Annotated in this window: 15 protein-coding genes; 11 read left to right on the top strand and 4 right to left on the bottom strand. The window is 64.1% G+C overall.

What is annotated here, in order from left to right:
• The first annotated feature begins 70 nt into the window (after positions 1-70).
• A complete protein-coding gene (locus GL4_RS03815; RefSeq protein WP_156137376.1) occupies positions 71-442 on the top strand; it encodes a hypothetical protein in 372 nt (123 codons plus the stop codon).
• A gap of 31 nt (positions 443-473) precedes the next feature.
• Here the strand turns inward: GL4_RS03815 and GL4_RS03810 are convergent, their stop codons facing one another.
• The 3 genes from GL4_RS03810 to GL4_RS03800 form a co-directional block, all read right to left on the bottom strand.
• Positions 474-1,934 (bottom strand): sensor histidine kinase, encoded by a 1,461-nt coding sequence (locus GL4_RS03810; protein ID WP_045364725.1) that lies wholly within the window; start codon positions 1,932-1,934, stop codon positions 474-476.
• Positions 1,935-2,080: 146 nt separating this feature from the next.
• Complete coding sequence (locus tag GL4_RS03805; protein ID WP_045364722.1) at positions 2,081-3,505, bottom strand: dihydrolipoyl dehydrogenase family protein; 1,425 nt, start codon at positions 3,503-3,505, stop codon at positions 2,081-2,083.
• 43 nt (positions 3,506-3,548) lie between these two features.
• On the bottom strand, positions 3,549-4,340 hold the full coding sequence (locus GL4_RS03800) for a TVP38/TMEM64 family protein (protein ID WP_045364719.1): 792 nt from the start codon (positions 4,338-4,340) through the stop codon (positions 3,549-3,551).
• A 299-nt stretch (positions 4,341-4,639) separates the two neighbouring features.
• On the opposite strand from GL4_RS03800, the gene rpmH reads away from it, so the two are divergent.
• From rpmH to murI, 10 genes are all read left to right on the top strand, one after another.
• A complete protein-coding gene (gene rpmH / locus GL4_RS17090) occupies positions 4,640-4,774 on the top strand; it encodes a 50S ribosomal protein L34 (RefSeq protein WP_082025450.1) in 135 nt (44 codons plus the stop codon).
• Between the two features lie 24 nt (positions 4,775-4,798).
• Positions 4,799-5,185, top strand: a complete 387-nt coding sequence (gene rnpA, locus GL4_RS03795) for a ribonuclease P protein component (protein WP_045364716.1) — start codon at positions 4,799-4,801, stop codon at positions 5,183-5,185.
• A gap of 51 nt (positions 5,186-5,236) precedes the next feature.
• A complete protein-coding gene (gene yidC, locus GL4_RS03790) occupies positions 5,237-7,303 on the top strand; it encodes a membrane protein insertase YidC (protein WP_082025449.1) in 2,067 nt (688 codons plus the stop codon).
• A gap of 52 nt (positions 7,304-7,355) precedes the next feature.
• On the top strand, positions 7,356-8,030 hold the full coding sequence (yihA, locus tag GL4_RS03785) for a ribosome biogenesis GTP-binding protein YihA/YsxC (RefSeq protein WP_045364712.1): 675 nt from the start codon (positions 7,356-7,358) through the stop codon (positions 8,028-8,030).
• A gap of 149 nt (positions 8,031-8,179) precedes the next feature.
• Positions 8,180-9,043 carry an acetylglutamate kinase gene (gene argB / locus GL4_RS03780; protein WP_082025762.1) on the top strand — a complete coding sequence of 288 codons (864 nt, stop codon included), beginning with the start codon at positions 8,180-8,182 and terminating at the stop codon, positions 9,041-9,043.
• Complete coding sequence (locus GL4_RS03775; protein WP_045364710.1) at positions 9,040-9,825, top strand: pyrimidine 5'-nucleotidase; 786 nt, start codon at positions 9,040-9,042, stop codon at positions 9,823-9,825. Before argB ends, GL4_RS03775 begins: the two co-directional genes overlap by 4 nt.
• 24 nt (positions 9,826-9,849) lie before the next feature.
• A complete protein-coding gene (gene dapD, locus GL4_RS03770) occupies positions 9,850-10,692 on the top strand; it encodes a 2,3,4,5-tetrahydropyridine-2,6-dicarboxylate N-succinyltransferase (protein WP_045364707.1) in 843 nt (280 codons plus the stop codon).
• 172 nt (positions 10,693-10,864) lie between these two features.
• A complete protein-coding gene (locus GL4_RS03765) occupies positions 10,865-11,311 on the top strand; it encodes a DUF805 domain-containing protein (protein ID WP_045369372.1) in 447 nt (148 codons plus the stop codon).
• 152 nt (positions 11,312-11,463) lie between these two features.
• Positions 11,464-12,654 carry a succinyl-diaminopimelate desuccinylase gene (gene dapE, locus GL4_RS03760; protein ID WP_045364704.1) on the top strand — a complete coding sequence of 397 codons (1,191 nt, stop codon included), beginning with the start codon at positions 11,464-11,466 and terminating at the stop codon, positions 12,652-12,654.
• The gene (murI, locus tag GL4_RS03755) at positions 12,644-13,474 is read left to right on the top strand and encodes a glutamate racemase (protein ID WP_172653286.1); all 831 of its coding nucleotides are present in this window, start codon (positions 12,644-12,646) and stop codon (positions 13,472-13,474) included. Before dapE ends, murI begins: the two co-directional genes overlap by 11 nt.
• Before the next feature lie 16 nt (positions 13,475-13,490).
• Here murI and murJ read toward each other — a convergent pair whose 3' ends face one another.
• Positions 13,491-15,125 carry a murein biosynthesis integral membrane protein MurJ gene (murJ, locus tag GL4_RS03750; protein WP_082025761.1) on the bottom strand — a complete coding sequence of 545 codons (1,635 nt, stop codon included), beginning with the start codon at positions 15,123-15,125 and terminating at the stop codon, positions 13,491-13,493.
• Between the last annotated feature and the right edge of the window lie 24 nt (positions 15,126-15,149).

Here is a 15,149-nt window from a genome sequence, read left to right as displayed (position 1 = left end):
CGACAGCGACAGAGAACCCCGCATTTTTTTCGGCTATAGTCGTGCCCATAACTGTCAAGGGAGAAGCACCATGACTCGATACGTTTCCAAATGCGCCGCCATTTTCGCGGCCGCCGCGATGGCCCTTATGCTGGCCGGCTGCGACGACACGACGTCCGACAGCGATGCTGGAATGGAGAGCAGCAGCTTCGTCGGCAGCTATTCGACCAAGGACACGCAGGGCAATGACATGACGGTCACGCTCGACGAAGAGGGTTCGGCCACCGGGACCCAGGGCGGCGACAATCTGACCGGCTCGTGGAAGGCCGAGGGCGACACCGCCACCATTACCTGGACGGACGGATGGGTGACGAAGATCACCAAGGAAGGCGACGGCTACAGCAAGACGGCCTACAAAGACGGCAAGGAAGAAGGCAGCGCCGTCCCGGCCGAGAAGAAATAGCAGGACGCCTCTTCGGACGCGCCTCTAACGGCTAAGCACGGCGGCGCCGCGCCCGCTCCAGTTCGACGACCACGTCGGGGATGGTAACGCGGAACGTGGCGCCGCCGTCGTTGCTCACCAACTCGATGTGGCCCCCGTGGGCCATGATCAGCTCGGCCGCGATGGCCAAGCCCAGTCCCGAACCGCCTTTGCGCGCCACGCTCTGAAACGCCTGGAAGAGGCGCTTGCGCGCTTGCTCGGGAACGCCGGGGCCGGTGTCGGCGACATCGATCGTCACCACCGCGCCGTCCCGCCGCGCGAACACGCTAATCGTTCCCATGCCGTCGGGCACGCTTTCGAAGGCCTGAACCGCGTTGCGGCAGAGATTGGAGAGCACCCGGTAGAGGTGGTCGCGGTCCGCATCGACCTCGATCCCGCTCTCCAGGTTCACGTCCCAATCGATCGCCCCCTTGCGCGGTAGGCCGAGCGCATCGCCGACCTCGGTCACGAGCGGGGCCAGCGCGAAGCGCACCCGATTGGGGGGCGCCTCTTGGGCCTGGCCGAAATCGAGCGTCTGGACGCAGAGTCGAATAGCCCGGTCGAGCGATGCAATCAGCTTCGGGACCAGCCGCTGCACGGTTGGGTCCCGCACTTCGGCGAGGCGGTCGGAAAGAAGCTGGGCACTCGACAGCATGTTGCGCAGATCGTGACTAATCTTGCTCACCGCCAGCCCGAGCGCGGCCAAACGCGTCTTCTGCGACAGCGTCTGCGAGAGTTCGTTCTGCATCGCGGCGAGTTCGCGCTCCGCCGTGCCGATCTCGTCGCGCCGGCTCGAGGGCGCGATGATTCGGCTCGGATCCTCGGGCTGCTCGGCGAACCGCACCATGTTGCGGGTGAGCTGCGTCATGGGCTTCACGAGCAGCCAATCCAGCGCCAGGAAGACCAGCGTCGCGGTGATGATCGAAATCAGGATGGACAGGCCGAGAATGTCGAGGCCGTATTTCAGCATGGCCGCCTTGAGCGGCCCCTCCTCCATCACGACATCGACCATTTCGCCGGGGCTGAAGTCGGGCTCGCCGACAACGCGGATCACGCGGTTGTCCGGGGCGAGATAGACCATGAGCGCATCGCCGATGAGGTCCGCCCACGAGGCGTCGCGCAGATCATAAGTCTCGACCTCTTGGGGCTTCGCCATTCGAACGATGAGCACGCGCGAATCCTCGTGCTTCACCGAGATGGCCTTGACCCGGGCGCGATCCAGTAGCTCGTCGCGCAGCTTGTCCGGGAGGCGTCCGTCCGGCGCAGCCTCCGCGGCGAGCGAGGCGATCTGCGCCGCCTGCAGCCGCTCCATCAACCACTGACGCCGGAAGTTCGACACCGACGGCACGAACACCAAGACCTCCGCCAGCATTACAAACAGGATGGTCAGCAAAAGCAGCTTCGTGGACAGCCCGGCTACGGCACGGGTGACCCGAGAGGAGGCTAGGCTCTTGTGCTCAGACTGGTCGTTCACCGGTATCGCTCATCTATTCGGCTACGCAGCCAGATTGGGCCAACGCCCTGGCATTGCGACATAATACTCGCAAATCGGGCAATAATCCCGCGTTTGTGGGCCTGCGAATCTGGTCAGTTTAGGGGCTTTTCAACGACGAGGGGGAATCAACCGAGCTTGCGCAGCAGGCCAATGATCCAGTGCAGCCAGCGCTTAGTCAGCAATGGGCGATAGTAGGTGAAGGCGACCCGCTTCGAGATTTCGGAAAACGTCGGATAGGGCAGAACAAGCGACGTCAGATCGCCGATGCGCATCTCCTTGGCGATCGCGACGATCCAGAGCTGCAACAACTCACCGGCCTCGGGTCCCACGAGCGTGACGCCGAGGATCGTCCCGTCCTTTTTCGTGATGACCTTGATAAAGCCTTCGGTCCTGCGTTCGCACTGGGCGCGGTCGTTGTCGGCGAACGGCCAGCGGTAGATTCGAATCCGGCGGGTTTTCTCCCGCGCTTCCTTCTCCGTCAGCCCGACCTGGGCCAGTTCGGGATCGGTGTACATCACCCGGGGAATGGGCATCGCGCTTACGTCCGGCTTCAGCCGGAACAGCGCGTTCTTAATCACGATGCTCGCATGATAGTTGGCGAGATGGGTGAACTGCTGGCCGCCGATGGCATCGCCAACGGCATAGATTTTTCGGTTGGAGGTCTTGAGCTGCTCGTTGACCTTGATGCCGCGATCCGAATGCGTGACCCCGGCGCGATCGAGGCTGAGCGACTTCAGGTTCGGCCGGCGCCCCGCCGCCACGAGGATGTGCGAGCCTTTGACGATAACGTTGTCCGTGCCCTGGCTGAAATGCACGGCGAGCCCCTGGACCGAGGGCTCGACCCGCTCCACGCGCGTATTTGGATACATCGCGACGCCGGAGTCGTGCAGCCGTTTCAGCACCACCCGCGCCGCTTCCGGATCCTCCTTGGTTAGGAACTCGCCAGTGTCGAAGATGCTCACGTCGGCGCCGAGCATGTTGTAGGCCTGCCCGAGCTCGAGTCCGATCGGCCCGCCGCCCAGTACGATCAGGTGCTGCACGCGCTCCCCGAGATCGAAAATGGTTTCGTTGGTCAGGTAGGGAACCTCGTCGAGCCCGGGGATCGCGGGCACGTTCGGCTTGCCCCCCGTGGCGATCACAAAGCGCCGCGCACGGACAAGCACGGAGCCCGCCTCCAGCGTCTCCTTATCGAGGAAGCTCGCCTGCGCCTGGATCACACGCACGCCAAGGCCGGTGAAGCGCTCGAGGGAATCGTTGGGGGCGATGTTGGCGATCGCGCGGTGTACGTGGTCGTGGACGGCCCGGTGGTCGATCTGAGCCTCGAGCACGTCAATGCCGAATGTGGAAGCCGTCCGCACCGCATCGGCGCGCTTTGCCGCCGCCAGAAGAGCCTTGGATGGAACACAGCCGTAGTTCAGGCAATCGCCGCCCATGAGCCCCTTCTCGACGAGCACGACGGAGACGCCGAGTTGAGCCGCGGCGGCGGCCACCGAGAGACCGCCCGAGCCCGCGCCGATCACGCACAGGTCAGGAGTTAGCTCCTCTTCCATTCTTGCTCTGGTCCCCTTGCACCGAACCGGCCGGTTGCACCCACTACACAGTCCGGCGGCTTAGCTTCTTTGCCACGACTGGAATGAGCGCCACCACCCCCAGCGCCATGACGGCCACGATAACGTCCGTGGTCAGCAGAGCGCCGGGATCAATCCCGAACTCACAGGAGTCATGACCGCCCTCACCCGCCTTTGCAAGGCAGGATTCGTAGGACGCCTGCTGCGCATCGAACACGCTATCGAGCCCATTGCCGGCAAGCGCGAACGCGAACGTTCCGGGGATAATGCCAACAAACGTCGTGAGGACATAGGTCCAGAACGACACGCCCAGGAGCCCGGGCGCGAGATTCACAAGCCAGAACGGAAATACAGGGATGAGCCGGAGGAAGAGAAGGTAACTCGTCGCGTCTTCGCGAAATCCATCGGCGAAGCGTTGCAGCTTCGGGCCGGCCTTCTCGACCAAGACATCCCGCAGCGCGCTCCGAGCGACCAGAAAGACGGCCGTTGCGCCGATCGTGGCTCCGACCACGGACAGAACGCCGCCGAGCAACCAGCCGAACAAGAAACCCGCGGCGACCGTGAGGACGACGCCACCTGGAATCGAAAGAGCGACCGTTACGGCGTACAGGGCCGTGAATGCCGTCAGGGCGAGCACGTAGTGGTCGTCCATCAGTGCCCGCAGGCTCTCGCGGTTCGCCGCCAGCTGTTCCAGGGTCAGATAGCGGTGCCAGCCCATGGTGACGACCAGGGTGGTAACAGCCACCAACAGCAGCAGCGGCCAAAGCCGTTTCAGCCAATTTGCAGGCCCCAAAGCCATATTCTCTGTGCGCTCCATGCCGACCGGCTCCTTTCGGGGGATAAGGACTCCTCGATTTCCGGCCGTCTATAGATAGAGCCTACCAAACGGCCGGGGGAATGGCCTGTCGCAGCCTTGTGATGGTCCGTCAGCGTCCGTGAAGCGATTCCGGCCTCTCGACGTCATCCCAGGCTGTTTTTCGGGGCGCTCAGAGCCAAAATGTCATCCGATTGATTGACTTGCCCGCCTCCCGCACCTATAAGCCGCTCCGAACCATTTCGCCTCCGAGGCCCGCATTCCTTTTGTGAGCGGCGTGGACGGATGGCAGGAGAAAGTCCGTGAAACGCACTTATCAACCCTCGCGGCTCGTCCGCAAACGCCGCCATGGTTTTCGCGCGCGTATGGCCACCAAGGGCGGCCGCAAGGTTATTGCGCGCCGGAGAGCCAAGGGCCGCAAGAGCTTGTCAGCCTAGGCGGAGTCAAACCGCCTCACCCCGGTGACGGCCATCGGACGCCTCAAGACCCGGTCTGAATATATGTTCGTGAAGGGCGGAACGCGCTTCGCGACGCCTTCGCTCGTACTGCAGGCCCGTCGGCGCGTGCCTGGCACCGGACAGAGCCCCGAATTGGCCCGCTTTGGTTTTACCGCGACGAAACGCCTCGGAGGCGCCGTGGTGCGCAACCGCGCGCGGCGGCGACTCAAGGAGGCCGTGCGCCTGACGGCCGCCGGCCAGGTCCTCGAAGGCTATGATTATGTGTTGATCGCGCGCGGGGGCGCGGTACAACGGCCCTTCACCGAGGTGATCAAAGATCTTCAGCGCGCGCTGACCAAGGTGCACGAGCCCTCTTCGGGGAAGCGGCACCGCAAACCTCCTTCGGCCTAGCGCCGATTTGACCAGACGAGCACGACAACAGCCACCGGGCCCAAAGACGACATGGACGAGAACAACCGCAATTTTATCCTGGCGATCGTGCTGTCGATGACCGTGCTTTTCGCGTGGCAGTTCTTCTTCGTGCCGACGAAGCCGCCCAAGGAGCAGCAAGCCGCTCAGACAGGGCAGACCCAGACGTCCGGCGAGGCGACGACGCCCACCTCATCGGCAGCCGGACAGGCACCACGCCCGAGCGCGAGCACGGCGCCGCAGCCTGAGGGCGCCCCCACCGGCATGACCCGGAAGGAGGCACTCGCGGCCTCGCCCCGCATCGCCATCGACACGCCGAGCGTACGCGGCTCGATCTCGCTGAAGGGCGCCCGGATCGACGACCTGACGCTCAAGGACTACCGGGTGACGGTCGATCCGGACAGCCCGCAAGTGATCCTACTGTCTCCGGCCGGCGGCCCTCATGCCTATTATGCCGAGCGCGGCTATGTGGGCGATCCCGGCAACAAGATGCCGTTGCCCACCGGCGACACGCTGTGGACCGCCGAGGGCGACGGGAAGCTCACGCCCGATACGCCGATCACGCTCACCTACGACAACGGCGAAGGCCTGACATTTACGCGCACAATTTCCGTCGACGACAAGTACATGTTCACGATCGACGACAAGGTGGCTAACACAGGGACCGAAAAGGCGACGATCTACCCTTACGGCCTCGTTTCCCGGCACGAACTGCCCAACGTCCAAGGCTTCTACATTCTGCATGAAGGCCTGATCGGCGTCGTCGACGACGGCCTTGAGGAAATCAGTTACAGCAGCGCGCTCGAGGATCCGGCAGCGACCTTCAAGAGCAAGAGCGGCTGGCTCGGCATCACCGACAAGTATTGGGCCACGACCGTAATCCCGGCCCAGGGCATTCCATTCGACGCTACGTTCAAGGGATCGGACAAGGGCGGGCGCCAGCACTTCCAGACCGATTATCTGATGCAGGCCATGGACGTGCCGCCGGGCGCGACGGTGTCCCTATCGGGGCAAGTGTTCGCCGGCGCCAAGGAAGTGAACGTGGTGGACGGGTATGCCGCGACTTACGAAATCCCGAAGTTCGACCTCCTGATCGATTGGGGCTGGTTCTACTTCCTGACCAGGCCGCTCTTTTACGCGCTCGACTACTTCTACAAGCTCGTCGGCAATTTCGGCGTATCGATCCTGATCGTGACCGTGCTGATCAAGCTCGTGCTCTTCCCGCTCGCGAACAAATCCTACGTGTCGATGAGCCGGATGAAGAAGCTCGCGCCCGAGATGCAGAAGATCAAGGAGCGCTACGGCGACGATCGCATGCGCCAACAGCAGGCGATGATGGATTTGTACAAGAAGGAAAAGGTGAACCCGGCCTCGGGCTGCTTGCCGATCCTCGTGCAAATTCCCGTCTTCTTCGCGCTCTACAAGGTCTTGTTCGTCACCATCGAAATGCGGCATGCGCCGTTCTTCGGCTGGATCCAGGACCTTTCGGCGCCGGACCCGACGACGGTCTTCAACCTCTTCGGACTCATTCCGTGGGATCCGCCGATGTTCCTCATGGTCGGCGCATGGCCGATCATCATGGGGCTGACCATGTGGTTCCAGATGAAGCTGAACCCGGCGCCCCCGGATCCGGTTCAGCAAAAGATCTTCGGCTGGATGCCGGTGGTTTTCACATACATGCTTGCATCGTTCCCGTCGGGCCTCGTGATCTACTGGGCGTGGAACAACTTCCTGTCGATCCTTCAGCAATCGGTCATCATGTGGCGTCAGGGCGTGGACATCCCGCTTCTTGAGAATCTCGGCCTGAAGCCGAAAGCGGATCCCGTGGACGACACGGAAGACGCGAAATCGGCGCGCGAGGCGGCCGAGGAGAAGCGCAGCGCCAAGGCCTCGCGGCGCGCGGAGCGGGCTGCCAAGCAAACCGCTGCCGAAACCGACGATGCGGCCGCAGAGTCCGACGACGCCGTCAACGGCGCCGAAGCCGCGGCCCCGGCGCCCAAGAAGGCCTCACCGAAGAAGGGCGCGCCGCGCAAGCGGGCGGCCAAGAAGAGCGCCCCCAAGGCGGCCGGCAGCGAAGCAGACGGAGAAAGCCCGGCGTAAGCGCCGGCGCTTTCCGCTTGAGGTCGCCCGCGAAGCCGGGCACTTCATACCCATGACCGATTTCGAATTCACCGAAAGCGAGCTTGCGCGCGGCGAAGCCCTGTTTCGTGCGCCTTGCGACTTCGTCCTGGGCGCCGTGGCCGTCGACGGCCTCCCCGCTGACGGGCGTCCCGAGATCGCCTTTGCCGGGCGCTCGAACGTGGGCAAATCGAGCCTCATCAACGCCCTGACCGGCCGCAAGACGCTGGCGCGCGTCTCCGTGACCCCGGGCCGGACGCGCGAGCTCAATTTCTTCACGCTGGGCGCCCAAGGGCCCGACGGGAACGGCAGCGCCTACCTCGTGGACATGCCTGGTTATGGCTACGCCAAGGTCTCGCGGTCTGCCGTCAAAGGATGGACGCGCCTGATCGAGGACTATCTGAAGGGCCGCCGGGAACTGAAGCGGGTATTCCTCCTGATCGACGCGCGCCATGGCCTGAAAGCCAACGACCGGGACACGATGAAGCTCATGGATGAGTCCGCCGTGTCGTATCAAGGCGTCCTGACCAAGGCCGACAAGCCGAAACTGAGCGAGCTGGAGGCCGTCATCGCCAAAACGGAGGCGGAACTCGCCAAGCACCCCGCCGCGTTCCCCCATCTCCTTGTGACTTCGGCCAAGGAGGGCGTCGGCATCCCTGAACTCCGGGCGACAATCGCCGGCCTCACATCGAACGACGTTGAACCTTAAGGCCTTCCGCCGCTATAAGCGCACCCGTGACAGATACGACCTCGAAACCGCCTTCGGGCCAGGACACAGACGCGACCGGCGCCGCGCTGACGGACGCGCTCGGCTCGGTGCACGATAAGGCCAAGATCCTGTCCGAGGCCCTGCCCTATATGCAGCGCTACGACCGCGAGACGGTCGTCGTAAAATATGGCGGCCACGCCATGGGCGATCCGGAGCTTGCGAAGGATTTCGCGCGCGATGTGGTGCTGCTCAAGCAGGCCGGCGTTAACCCCGTGGTGGTGCATGGCGGCGGCCCGCAAATCGGCCGGCTGCTGGAGCGCCTCAATATCAAGTCCGAGTTCCAGGACGGCCTCCGGGTCACGGACCGGCAGACGGTCGACGTGGTCGAGATGGTCCTGGCGGGGTCGGTCAACAAGGAAATCGTCTCCGCCATCAACGACCAGGGCGGCAAGGCCGTGGGCATTTGCGGCAAGGACGCCAATCTGATGCGGGCGAAGAAGCTCGAACGGCGGGTGCGCGATCCCGACTCCAATATCGAGAAGGTTCTCGATCTCGGATTCGTGGGGGAGCCCGGCCTCGTCGAGCCCCACATCATCGACGTAATCATTCAGTCCGATCTTATCCCCGTGGTCGCCCCCATCGGCGTCGGCCCCGAGGGCGAGACGCTGAACATCAATGCAGACACCTTCGCCGCCGCCATCGCGGTCGCGCTAAAGGCCAAGCGTCTGCTGCTGCTCACGGACGTGGACGGCGTTCTGGACAAGGATGGAGCGCTGGTCCGCTCCATGACCACGTCGGAAGCGCTTGATCTGATCGCCGACGGCACGATCACTGGCGGCATGATCCCCAAGATCGAGAGCTGCATCGACGTGATCTCCGAGGGCGTGGAAGCCGTGGTCATCATTAACGGCAAGGTGCCCCATTCGGTCCTGCTCGAGCTCTTCACCGAGCATGGCGCCGGTACGCTGATCGAGCGGCGGCGGCCCCACGGCTACCGCACGAGGCAGCCATGACGGATGCGGCGCAAACGACGCTTGAGCCAAACACGATCGCGGAGCGCGGCTTCGGTCATGTGGAGACTTGGGTCTTCGATCTCGACAATACGCTCTACCCGGCCGAGTGCGATCTCTTCTCGCAAATCGACCACCGCATGGGCTCGTTCATCGCCGAAACTTTAGGTCTGACGCTGGACGACGCGCACGCCTTGCGCAAGAAGTACTATTTCGAGCACGGAACGACGCTGGCCGGACTGATCCGTCTGCATGGCGTCAAGCCGCATGACTTCCTCGACTATGTCCACGACATCGACCTCGGCGTGGTGGACCCGTCGCCGGAGCTCGGGACCGCCATCGAGGCGCTGCCGGGGCGGAAGCTGGTTTTCACGAACGGTTGCCGCAAGCACGCCGAACGCGTCACCACCAAGCTCGGGGTCCGGGACTTGTTCGAGGACATTTTCGACATCCACGCCCTCGAATACGTGAACCCCAAGCCGTCGCGGGAGGCCTTCGAGCGCTTCGTCGCCGCCCATGGGGTCGAGAGCAGCCGGGCCGCGATCTTCGACGACCTGCCGCACAATCTCGAGACCGCGCATGCGCTTGGCATGACCACCATCTGGATCGACTGCCGCGCGATGGGCCGGCCCGAACATGTCGCGCACGAGGACTGGGCGGAATTGCCCGAGCACATTCATCACCGCACGGAAGCGCTCGCGCCTTTCGTTGCTGCTATCGGCGCTTCGCTCGCGGAGGACGCGGCGAGCAGCAAGGCTGCCGACGGCCCGCGGGACCCACAATAATCTGGAGAGTTTTGGGAGAGGTCCATGTCGCACGATCATCTGAAGAACTTCATCGACGGCGCATTCGAACACGCGTCCGATATTAATTCGGACACGAAAGGCGTGGTGCGCGACGGCGTCGAGGAGGTTCTGGGCCTGCTCGACAAGGGCGAGTTGCGGGTGGCGGAGAAGATCGACGGCGAGTGGGTCGTCAATCAATGGGTCAAGAAGGCCATCCTGCTCTCATTCAAGCTGAACGATCAGAAGCGGATGGACGGCGGGCCGGGCGACTCGTCCTGGTGGGACAAGGTCCCCATGAAGTTCGAGAAATGGAAGGCCAAGGACTTCAAGGAAGCGGGTTTCCGGGCCGTACCGGGCTGCCTCGTGCGCCACTCGGCCTTTATCGCGCCGGGCGTCGTCCTGATGCCGTCCTTCGTCAATCTCGGGGCCTATGTGGATAGCGGATCCATGATCGATACCTGGGCCACCGTCGGATCGTGCGCGCAGATCGGCAAGAACGTGCATCTGTCAGGCGGCGCCGGTATTGGCGGCGTGCTCGAGCCGCTACAGGCCAATCCCGTGATCATCGAAGACAACTGCTTCATCGGCGCCCGCGCCGAAGTGGCCGAAGGGGTGATCGTGGGCGAGGGCTCGGTGCTGTCCATGGGCGTCTATATCGGCCAGTCCACCAAGATCATCGACCGGGCCACGGGCTTCGTTCACCAGGGCCGCGTGCCGCCTTATTCGGTGGTCGTATCAGGCTCCATGCCGGGCAAGCCCTTGCCGGACGGAACGCCGGGCCCTTCGCTCTATTGCGCGGTGATCGTGAAAACCGTCGACGAGCAGACCCGCTCCAAGACGTCCATAAACGAGTTGCTGCGCGACTAGAAATGCACGCAGTTCGGTCGCGGTCTGGCGGCTTAGGCCAAGACCGACCGGCGGCGTTGCGGTTCATAAGGACCAGATTGAACAGATTGCGATTCGACTCGCGCCCTTCGCAATGTCACGATTCGGGCCTAAAACGTGAGACCTGCGTCAGAGGCTGACAATGGGGGAAACAATGGATCTGCAGTACATCTTCACGTCGCTGGAGGGCCGCATCAACCGCGCTAAATGGTGGGCTGGTGTGGTGATCCTCGGCATTATCAGCATCATTCTCGGCGTGCTGATCGAAGTGATCTTCGGAACGGGCTTCTTCGGTGGGTTCCTGGCGACCGTCGTGGCGCTGGCGTTGTTCTTCCCCAGCTATGCCGTCTGCGCCAAGCGCTTCCAGGACCGGGACAAGCCCGGGAAGATGGCTCTGTACGGATTGGTTCCGTCCCTTATCGCAAGCCTGCTCGACGGCTGGGGCCTGACCGGCATAGGCGATCAGCTCAACATTATCGGCTGGCTTTGCGTACTCGTGAATCTCGGCGTGGGCCTGTGGTTCCTGATCGAGTTGGGCATTCTCAAAGGCACACCGGGATCCAACCAATATGGCGGCGACCCGCTCGCGGCCCTGACCTAGGTCTCTTGAGACCCTGAGGCCGTCGACGGGCCATCCTCGTCACGCAAACCGCCCCATTTCCGCCCTTTCCGCTGCTTGCCATAGGACGCGCGCGCGGTCATGTTCGTGGCCGCGCCTGGTGCGGGCGCGCTGCAATTCTAAGGACATTGGTCATGTCATCGCCCGCCGACAACGCGGTCGCCATCGCGCAAAGCCTCATCCGGTGCCCCAGCGTCACGCCGGTGGACGCAGGCGCCTTGGATGCGCTCGCCCGGCCTCTCGTGGCGGCCGGCTTTGCGTGCGACCGGCTGACCTTCACCGAGGACGGGACGGCGGATGTCGACAACCTCGTGGCGCGCATCGGCGGCGGCGCCCCGCATCTGTGTTTCGCCGGCCATACGGACGTGGTTCCGCCTGGCGACGAAACGTCGTGGGCCCATGCGCCCTTTTCCGCCGAGATCGCCGATGGGCGACTCTATGGACGCGGTGCCTCGGACATGAAGGGCGCGGTCGCCTGTTTCGCCGCCGCGGCGATCGACTACGTAGCCGAGCGCGGCGGCCAGGTGCCGGGCACGATCAGCCTCCTCATCACTGGCGACGAGGAAGGCACGGCCATCAACGGCACGAAAAAGGTCTTGGCCTGGATGGAGGAAGCGAACCTCGTCCCCGATCATTGCCTCGTGGGGGAGCCGTCCAACCCAAGCGTTCTCGGCGAAACGATCAAGATCGGCCGGCGCGGGAGCCTCACCGGGCACCTCACAGTGACCGGACAACAAGGCCACGTGGCCTATCCGCATCTTGCGGCCAATCCTGTGAAGGGTATCGTCACGGCGCTCGCCAAGCTGTATGCGACGCCTCTCGACACCGGCAGCCCCCACTTCTCGCCCTCCAATCTCGAGGTGACGAGCATCGACGTGGGCAACCCGGCGACCAATGTGATCCCGGCGCGGGCAGAAGCGCATTTCAATATCCGCTTCAACGACAACCATGAGGCCGAAACCTTGAAGGCCATGCTCCACGAGAGCATCGGCGCGGCGCTGTCCGGCACCGCGCTCTCGTTCTCTTTGGATTTTGCGCCGCATGGCGACGCGTTCGTGACGAAGCCCGGCGCGCTGGATGAACTTCTCGCCGAGGCCGTGACAGAGTTCACCGGAAAGACGCCTGTCCTCTCCACCGACGGCGGCACATCCGATGCGCGCTTCATCAAGGACTATTGCCCCGTCGTGGAATTCGGACTGACGACCGAGACGATCCACAAGACGGACGAGAACGCCGTGCTTGCCGACCTCGAAACGCTGACCGCGATCTACCGCCGGTTCATCGCGCGCTATTTCGAGACCTTTGGGAACGCCAATGAACGGTGATCCGCGCCCCATCGGCGTCTTCGATTCCGGTATGGGCGGCTTGACGGTCCTGCGGGCACTGACTGCCCGGTTGCCGGACGAGCACTTCGTCTATCTCGGCGACACGGCGCGTCTCCCCTACGGCACCAAAAGCCCGGACACCGTCCGCGCCTATGCACTTCAGGCGACACACCTTCTCCTCGGCGAGGACGTGAAGATGGTGGTGATCGCCTGCAATACTGCTTCGTCGGTGGGGCTGGAGGCGCTGCAGGAGGGGCTGGCGCCCGTGCCCGTGATCGGCGTGATCGAACCGGGCGCGCGTGCCGGCGTCGCGGCTACCCGTAACAAGCGCATCGGCGTGCTGGCGACCGAGAGCACCGTCAAAGGCGGGGCGTACGCGCGCGCCATTCACCGTCTCATGGCCGATGCCGAGATCACCCAGCTACCGTGCCAGGTCTTCGTCGCGCTGGCCGAGGAAGGCTGGGCGGACACGCGTGCCACCACTGCGGCTGTGGAGGATTATCTCGAGCCGCTGTTCGCGCGGCCCGACGCACCCGACACGCTGGTGCTCGGTTGCACGCATTTTCCTGTCCTCGCAGGCGCCATCCAGCGCCATGTAGGCGACACCATCACGCTCGTGGATTCGGCCGAGACCACGGCGGCGGCGGTCGCCGAGACACTGGCGAATTCGACACTGCAGGCTGGAATTAGCGGCGCGCCCCGCACCGTCCGCTTCTTCGCCACGGACTCGCCGGAGCGCTTTGCGCGGATCGGCGCGATCTTCTTCGGGCAAGACATCGACGACGGCGCCGTGACGCTTGTCGATCTGAAGATGGCTTAGGCCGAGACGCGATCGGCTAGAGCTTGGGCGGCGGTTCGGAGTCCGGAAGGCTTTCCGACGCATCCGTCGGGTCTTCGATAAGGTCCGGCTTGATCGGCGCGGGCAGCGATGCCTCGTGCTCGATCTCCTTCATGAGACCGGCGAACCAACCCCACCCCAGGATGAGGAAGACTGCCGCGAAATAGAGGATGCCGCCTACCACGACAAGGATGCCGAGTATCGACTCCTCGCGGAACTTGGTCATGGAGGCCAAGGCATTCTCCAGCGCGAGGCCCCCGAAATAGAGCGCGACGGCGAAGGCGATACCGATGGCGGCGAGCTTGGCCACGGGACCGCGAATGGCCCCGCCGGACACGGCAAAGCCTTGGCGGCGCGCCAAGACCGCGAGCAGGATCAGATTGATCCAAGCGCCGATGCTGGTCGCCAGCGCAAGGCCCACTTGGGCGAGATGGCCCATCAGAGCAACCTTCAGCGCGATGTTCACGGCGGCGGCCAGTAGCGCGGCCTTCACGGGGGTCGCCGTGTCCCCGCGCGCGTAGAAGGGCGCGGTGAAGCTCCGCAGTAGCACGAAGGGAATGAGGCCGAGCGAATAGGCGGCGAGCGTATGACCCGCGGATAGCGCGTCTTCGCTCGTGAAAGCACCGCGGGCGAACAGCGCCCGCATGATCAGATCGGGAATCGCGATCGCTGCCGCCGCGCACGGGAGCGTCAGCAGGAGCGCCAGCTGGATACCGCGCGCCTGCGCCGATGCCGCACCCTTGATGTCGCCCGCCGCGAGGCGCCGCGACATTTCCGGCAGCAGCACCGTGCCGACCGCGATGCCCACGACACCGATGGGAAGCTGGTTGATGCGGTCGGCGTAGTAGAGCGCTGATAGTGCGCCGGCCGGCAGGAAGGATGCGATCACCGTGTCGGCGAAGAGCGCCAGTTGCACGCCGCCCGCCCCGATGATCGCGGGGCCGAGCGCTTTCAAGAACCGCTTCGTGGGCTCGTCGAGCCGCGGCATGCGCAGGCGGATGCCGTAGCCGTGCATCTCCGCGTCGCCGCCGACCAGCAGCACCATGGCAACGCCTGCGATTAGCACGCCCCATGCGGCCGCGTGACCCGCGCTCTCGAAATAGGGTGCGAGCGCCAGGGTGGCTATCAGCGAGACGTTGAGCAGAATGGAAGCGCCGGCGGCGGACGCGAAACGATTGTTGGCATTGAGGATGCCTGCGAACAGCGTCTCCAGCGACACAAGCGCCAGGTAAGGAAATGTGATGCGCGTGAGCGCGACAGCGAGGTCGAAGCGTTGGGGATCGTCGGACAGGCCCGGCGCCAGCAGCATCACCACGTCCGGTGTGAACAGGAGCGCGATCGCCAGCAGGACGAGGTTGATGGTGATGAGCGCGGCGCCGACCTGATCGGCGAAGAGTTTCGCCGCAGGCAGCCCCGCCTTCTCCAGTGTATGGGCATAGGCCGGCACGAAGGCTGCCGCGAACGCGCCTTCGGCGAAGATCGCGCGGAAATGGTTCGGCAGCCGGAAGGCGACGAAGAAGGCGTCGGCGACGGGCCCGGCGCCGAGAATGGCGGCCATCACCACATCGCGAATGAAACCCGAGAGGCGCGATACGAGCGTCAGCCCGCCGACGGTGGCAATGCGCCTGATCATGGATGTGTCCCCTTCGCCCGCTCG

Origin of the sequence: Methyloceanibacter caenitepidi (assembly GCF_000828475.1) — a bacterium.
In the GTDB taxonomy this organism is placed as follows: domain Bacteria; phylum Pseudomonadota; class Alphaproteobacteria; order Rhizobiales; family Methyloligellaceae; genus Methyloceanibacter; species Methyloceanibacter caenitepidi.
The sequence above is the reverse complement of the archived record's forward strand: the minus strand, read 5'-3'. Positions and strand labels throughout refer to the sequence as shown.

What these genes read in the sequence shown, in the direction of transcription:
- GL4_RS03815 (WP_156137376.1), top strand. Translation starts at nt 71, where the DNA reads ATGACTCGATACGTTTCCAAATGCGCCGCCATTTTCGCGGCCGCCGCG.
- GL4_RS03805 (WP_045364722.1), bottom strand. Translation starts at nt 3,505, where the DNA reads ATGGAAGAGGAGCTAACTCCTGACCTGTGCGTGATCGGCGCGGGCTCG.
- GL4_RS03800 (WP_045364719.1), bottom strand. Translation starts at nt 4,340, where the DNA reads ATGGAGCGCACAGAGAATATGGCTTTGGGGCCTGCAAATTGGCTGAAA.
- yidC (WP_082025449.1), top strand. Translation starts at nt 5,237, where the DNA reads ATGGACGAGAACAACCGCAATTTTATCCTGGCGATCGTGCTGTCGATG.
- yihA (WP_045364712.1), top strand. Translation starts at nt 7,356, where the DNA reads ATGACCGATTTCGAATTCACCGAAAGCGAGCTTGCGCGCGGCGAAGCC.
- argB (WP_082025762.1), top strand. Translation starts at nt 8,180, where the DNA reads ATGCAGCGCTACGACCGCGAGACGGTCGTCGTAAAATATGGCGGCCAC.
- GL4_RS03775 (WP_045364710.1), top strand. Translation starts at nt 9,040, where the DNA reads ATGACGGATGCGGCGCAAACGACGCTTGAGCCAAACACGATCGCGGAG.
- dapD (WP_045364707.1), top strand. Translation starts at nt 9,850, where the DNA reads ATGTCGCACGATCATCTGAAGAACTTCATCGACGGCGCATTCGAACAC.
- GL4_RS03765 (WP_045369372.1), top strand. Translation starts at nt 10,865, where the DNA reads ATGGATCTGCAGTACATCTTCACGTCGCTGGAGGGCCGCATCAACCGC.
- dapE (WP_045364704.1), top strand. Translation starts at nt 11,464, where the DNA reads ATGTCATCGCCCGCCGACAACGCGGTCGCCATCGCGCAAAGCCTCATC.
- murI (WP_172653286.1), top strand. Translation starts at nt 12,644, where the DNA reads ATGAACGGTGATCCGCGCCCCATCGGCGTCTTCGATTCCGGTATGGGC.
- murJ (WP_082025761.1), bottom strand. Translation starts at nt 15,125, where the DNA reads ATGATCAGGCGCATTGCCACCGTCGGCGGGCTGACGCTCGTATCGCGC.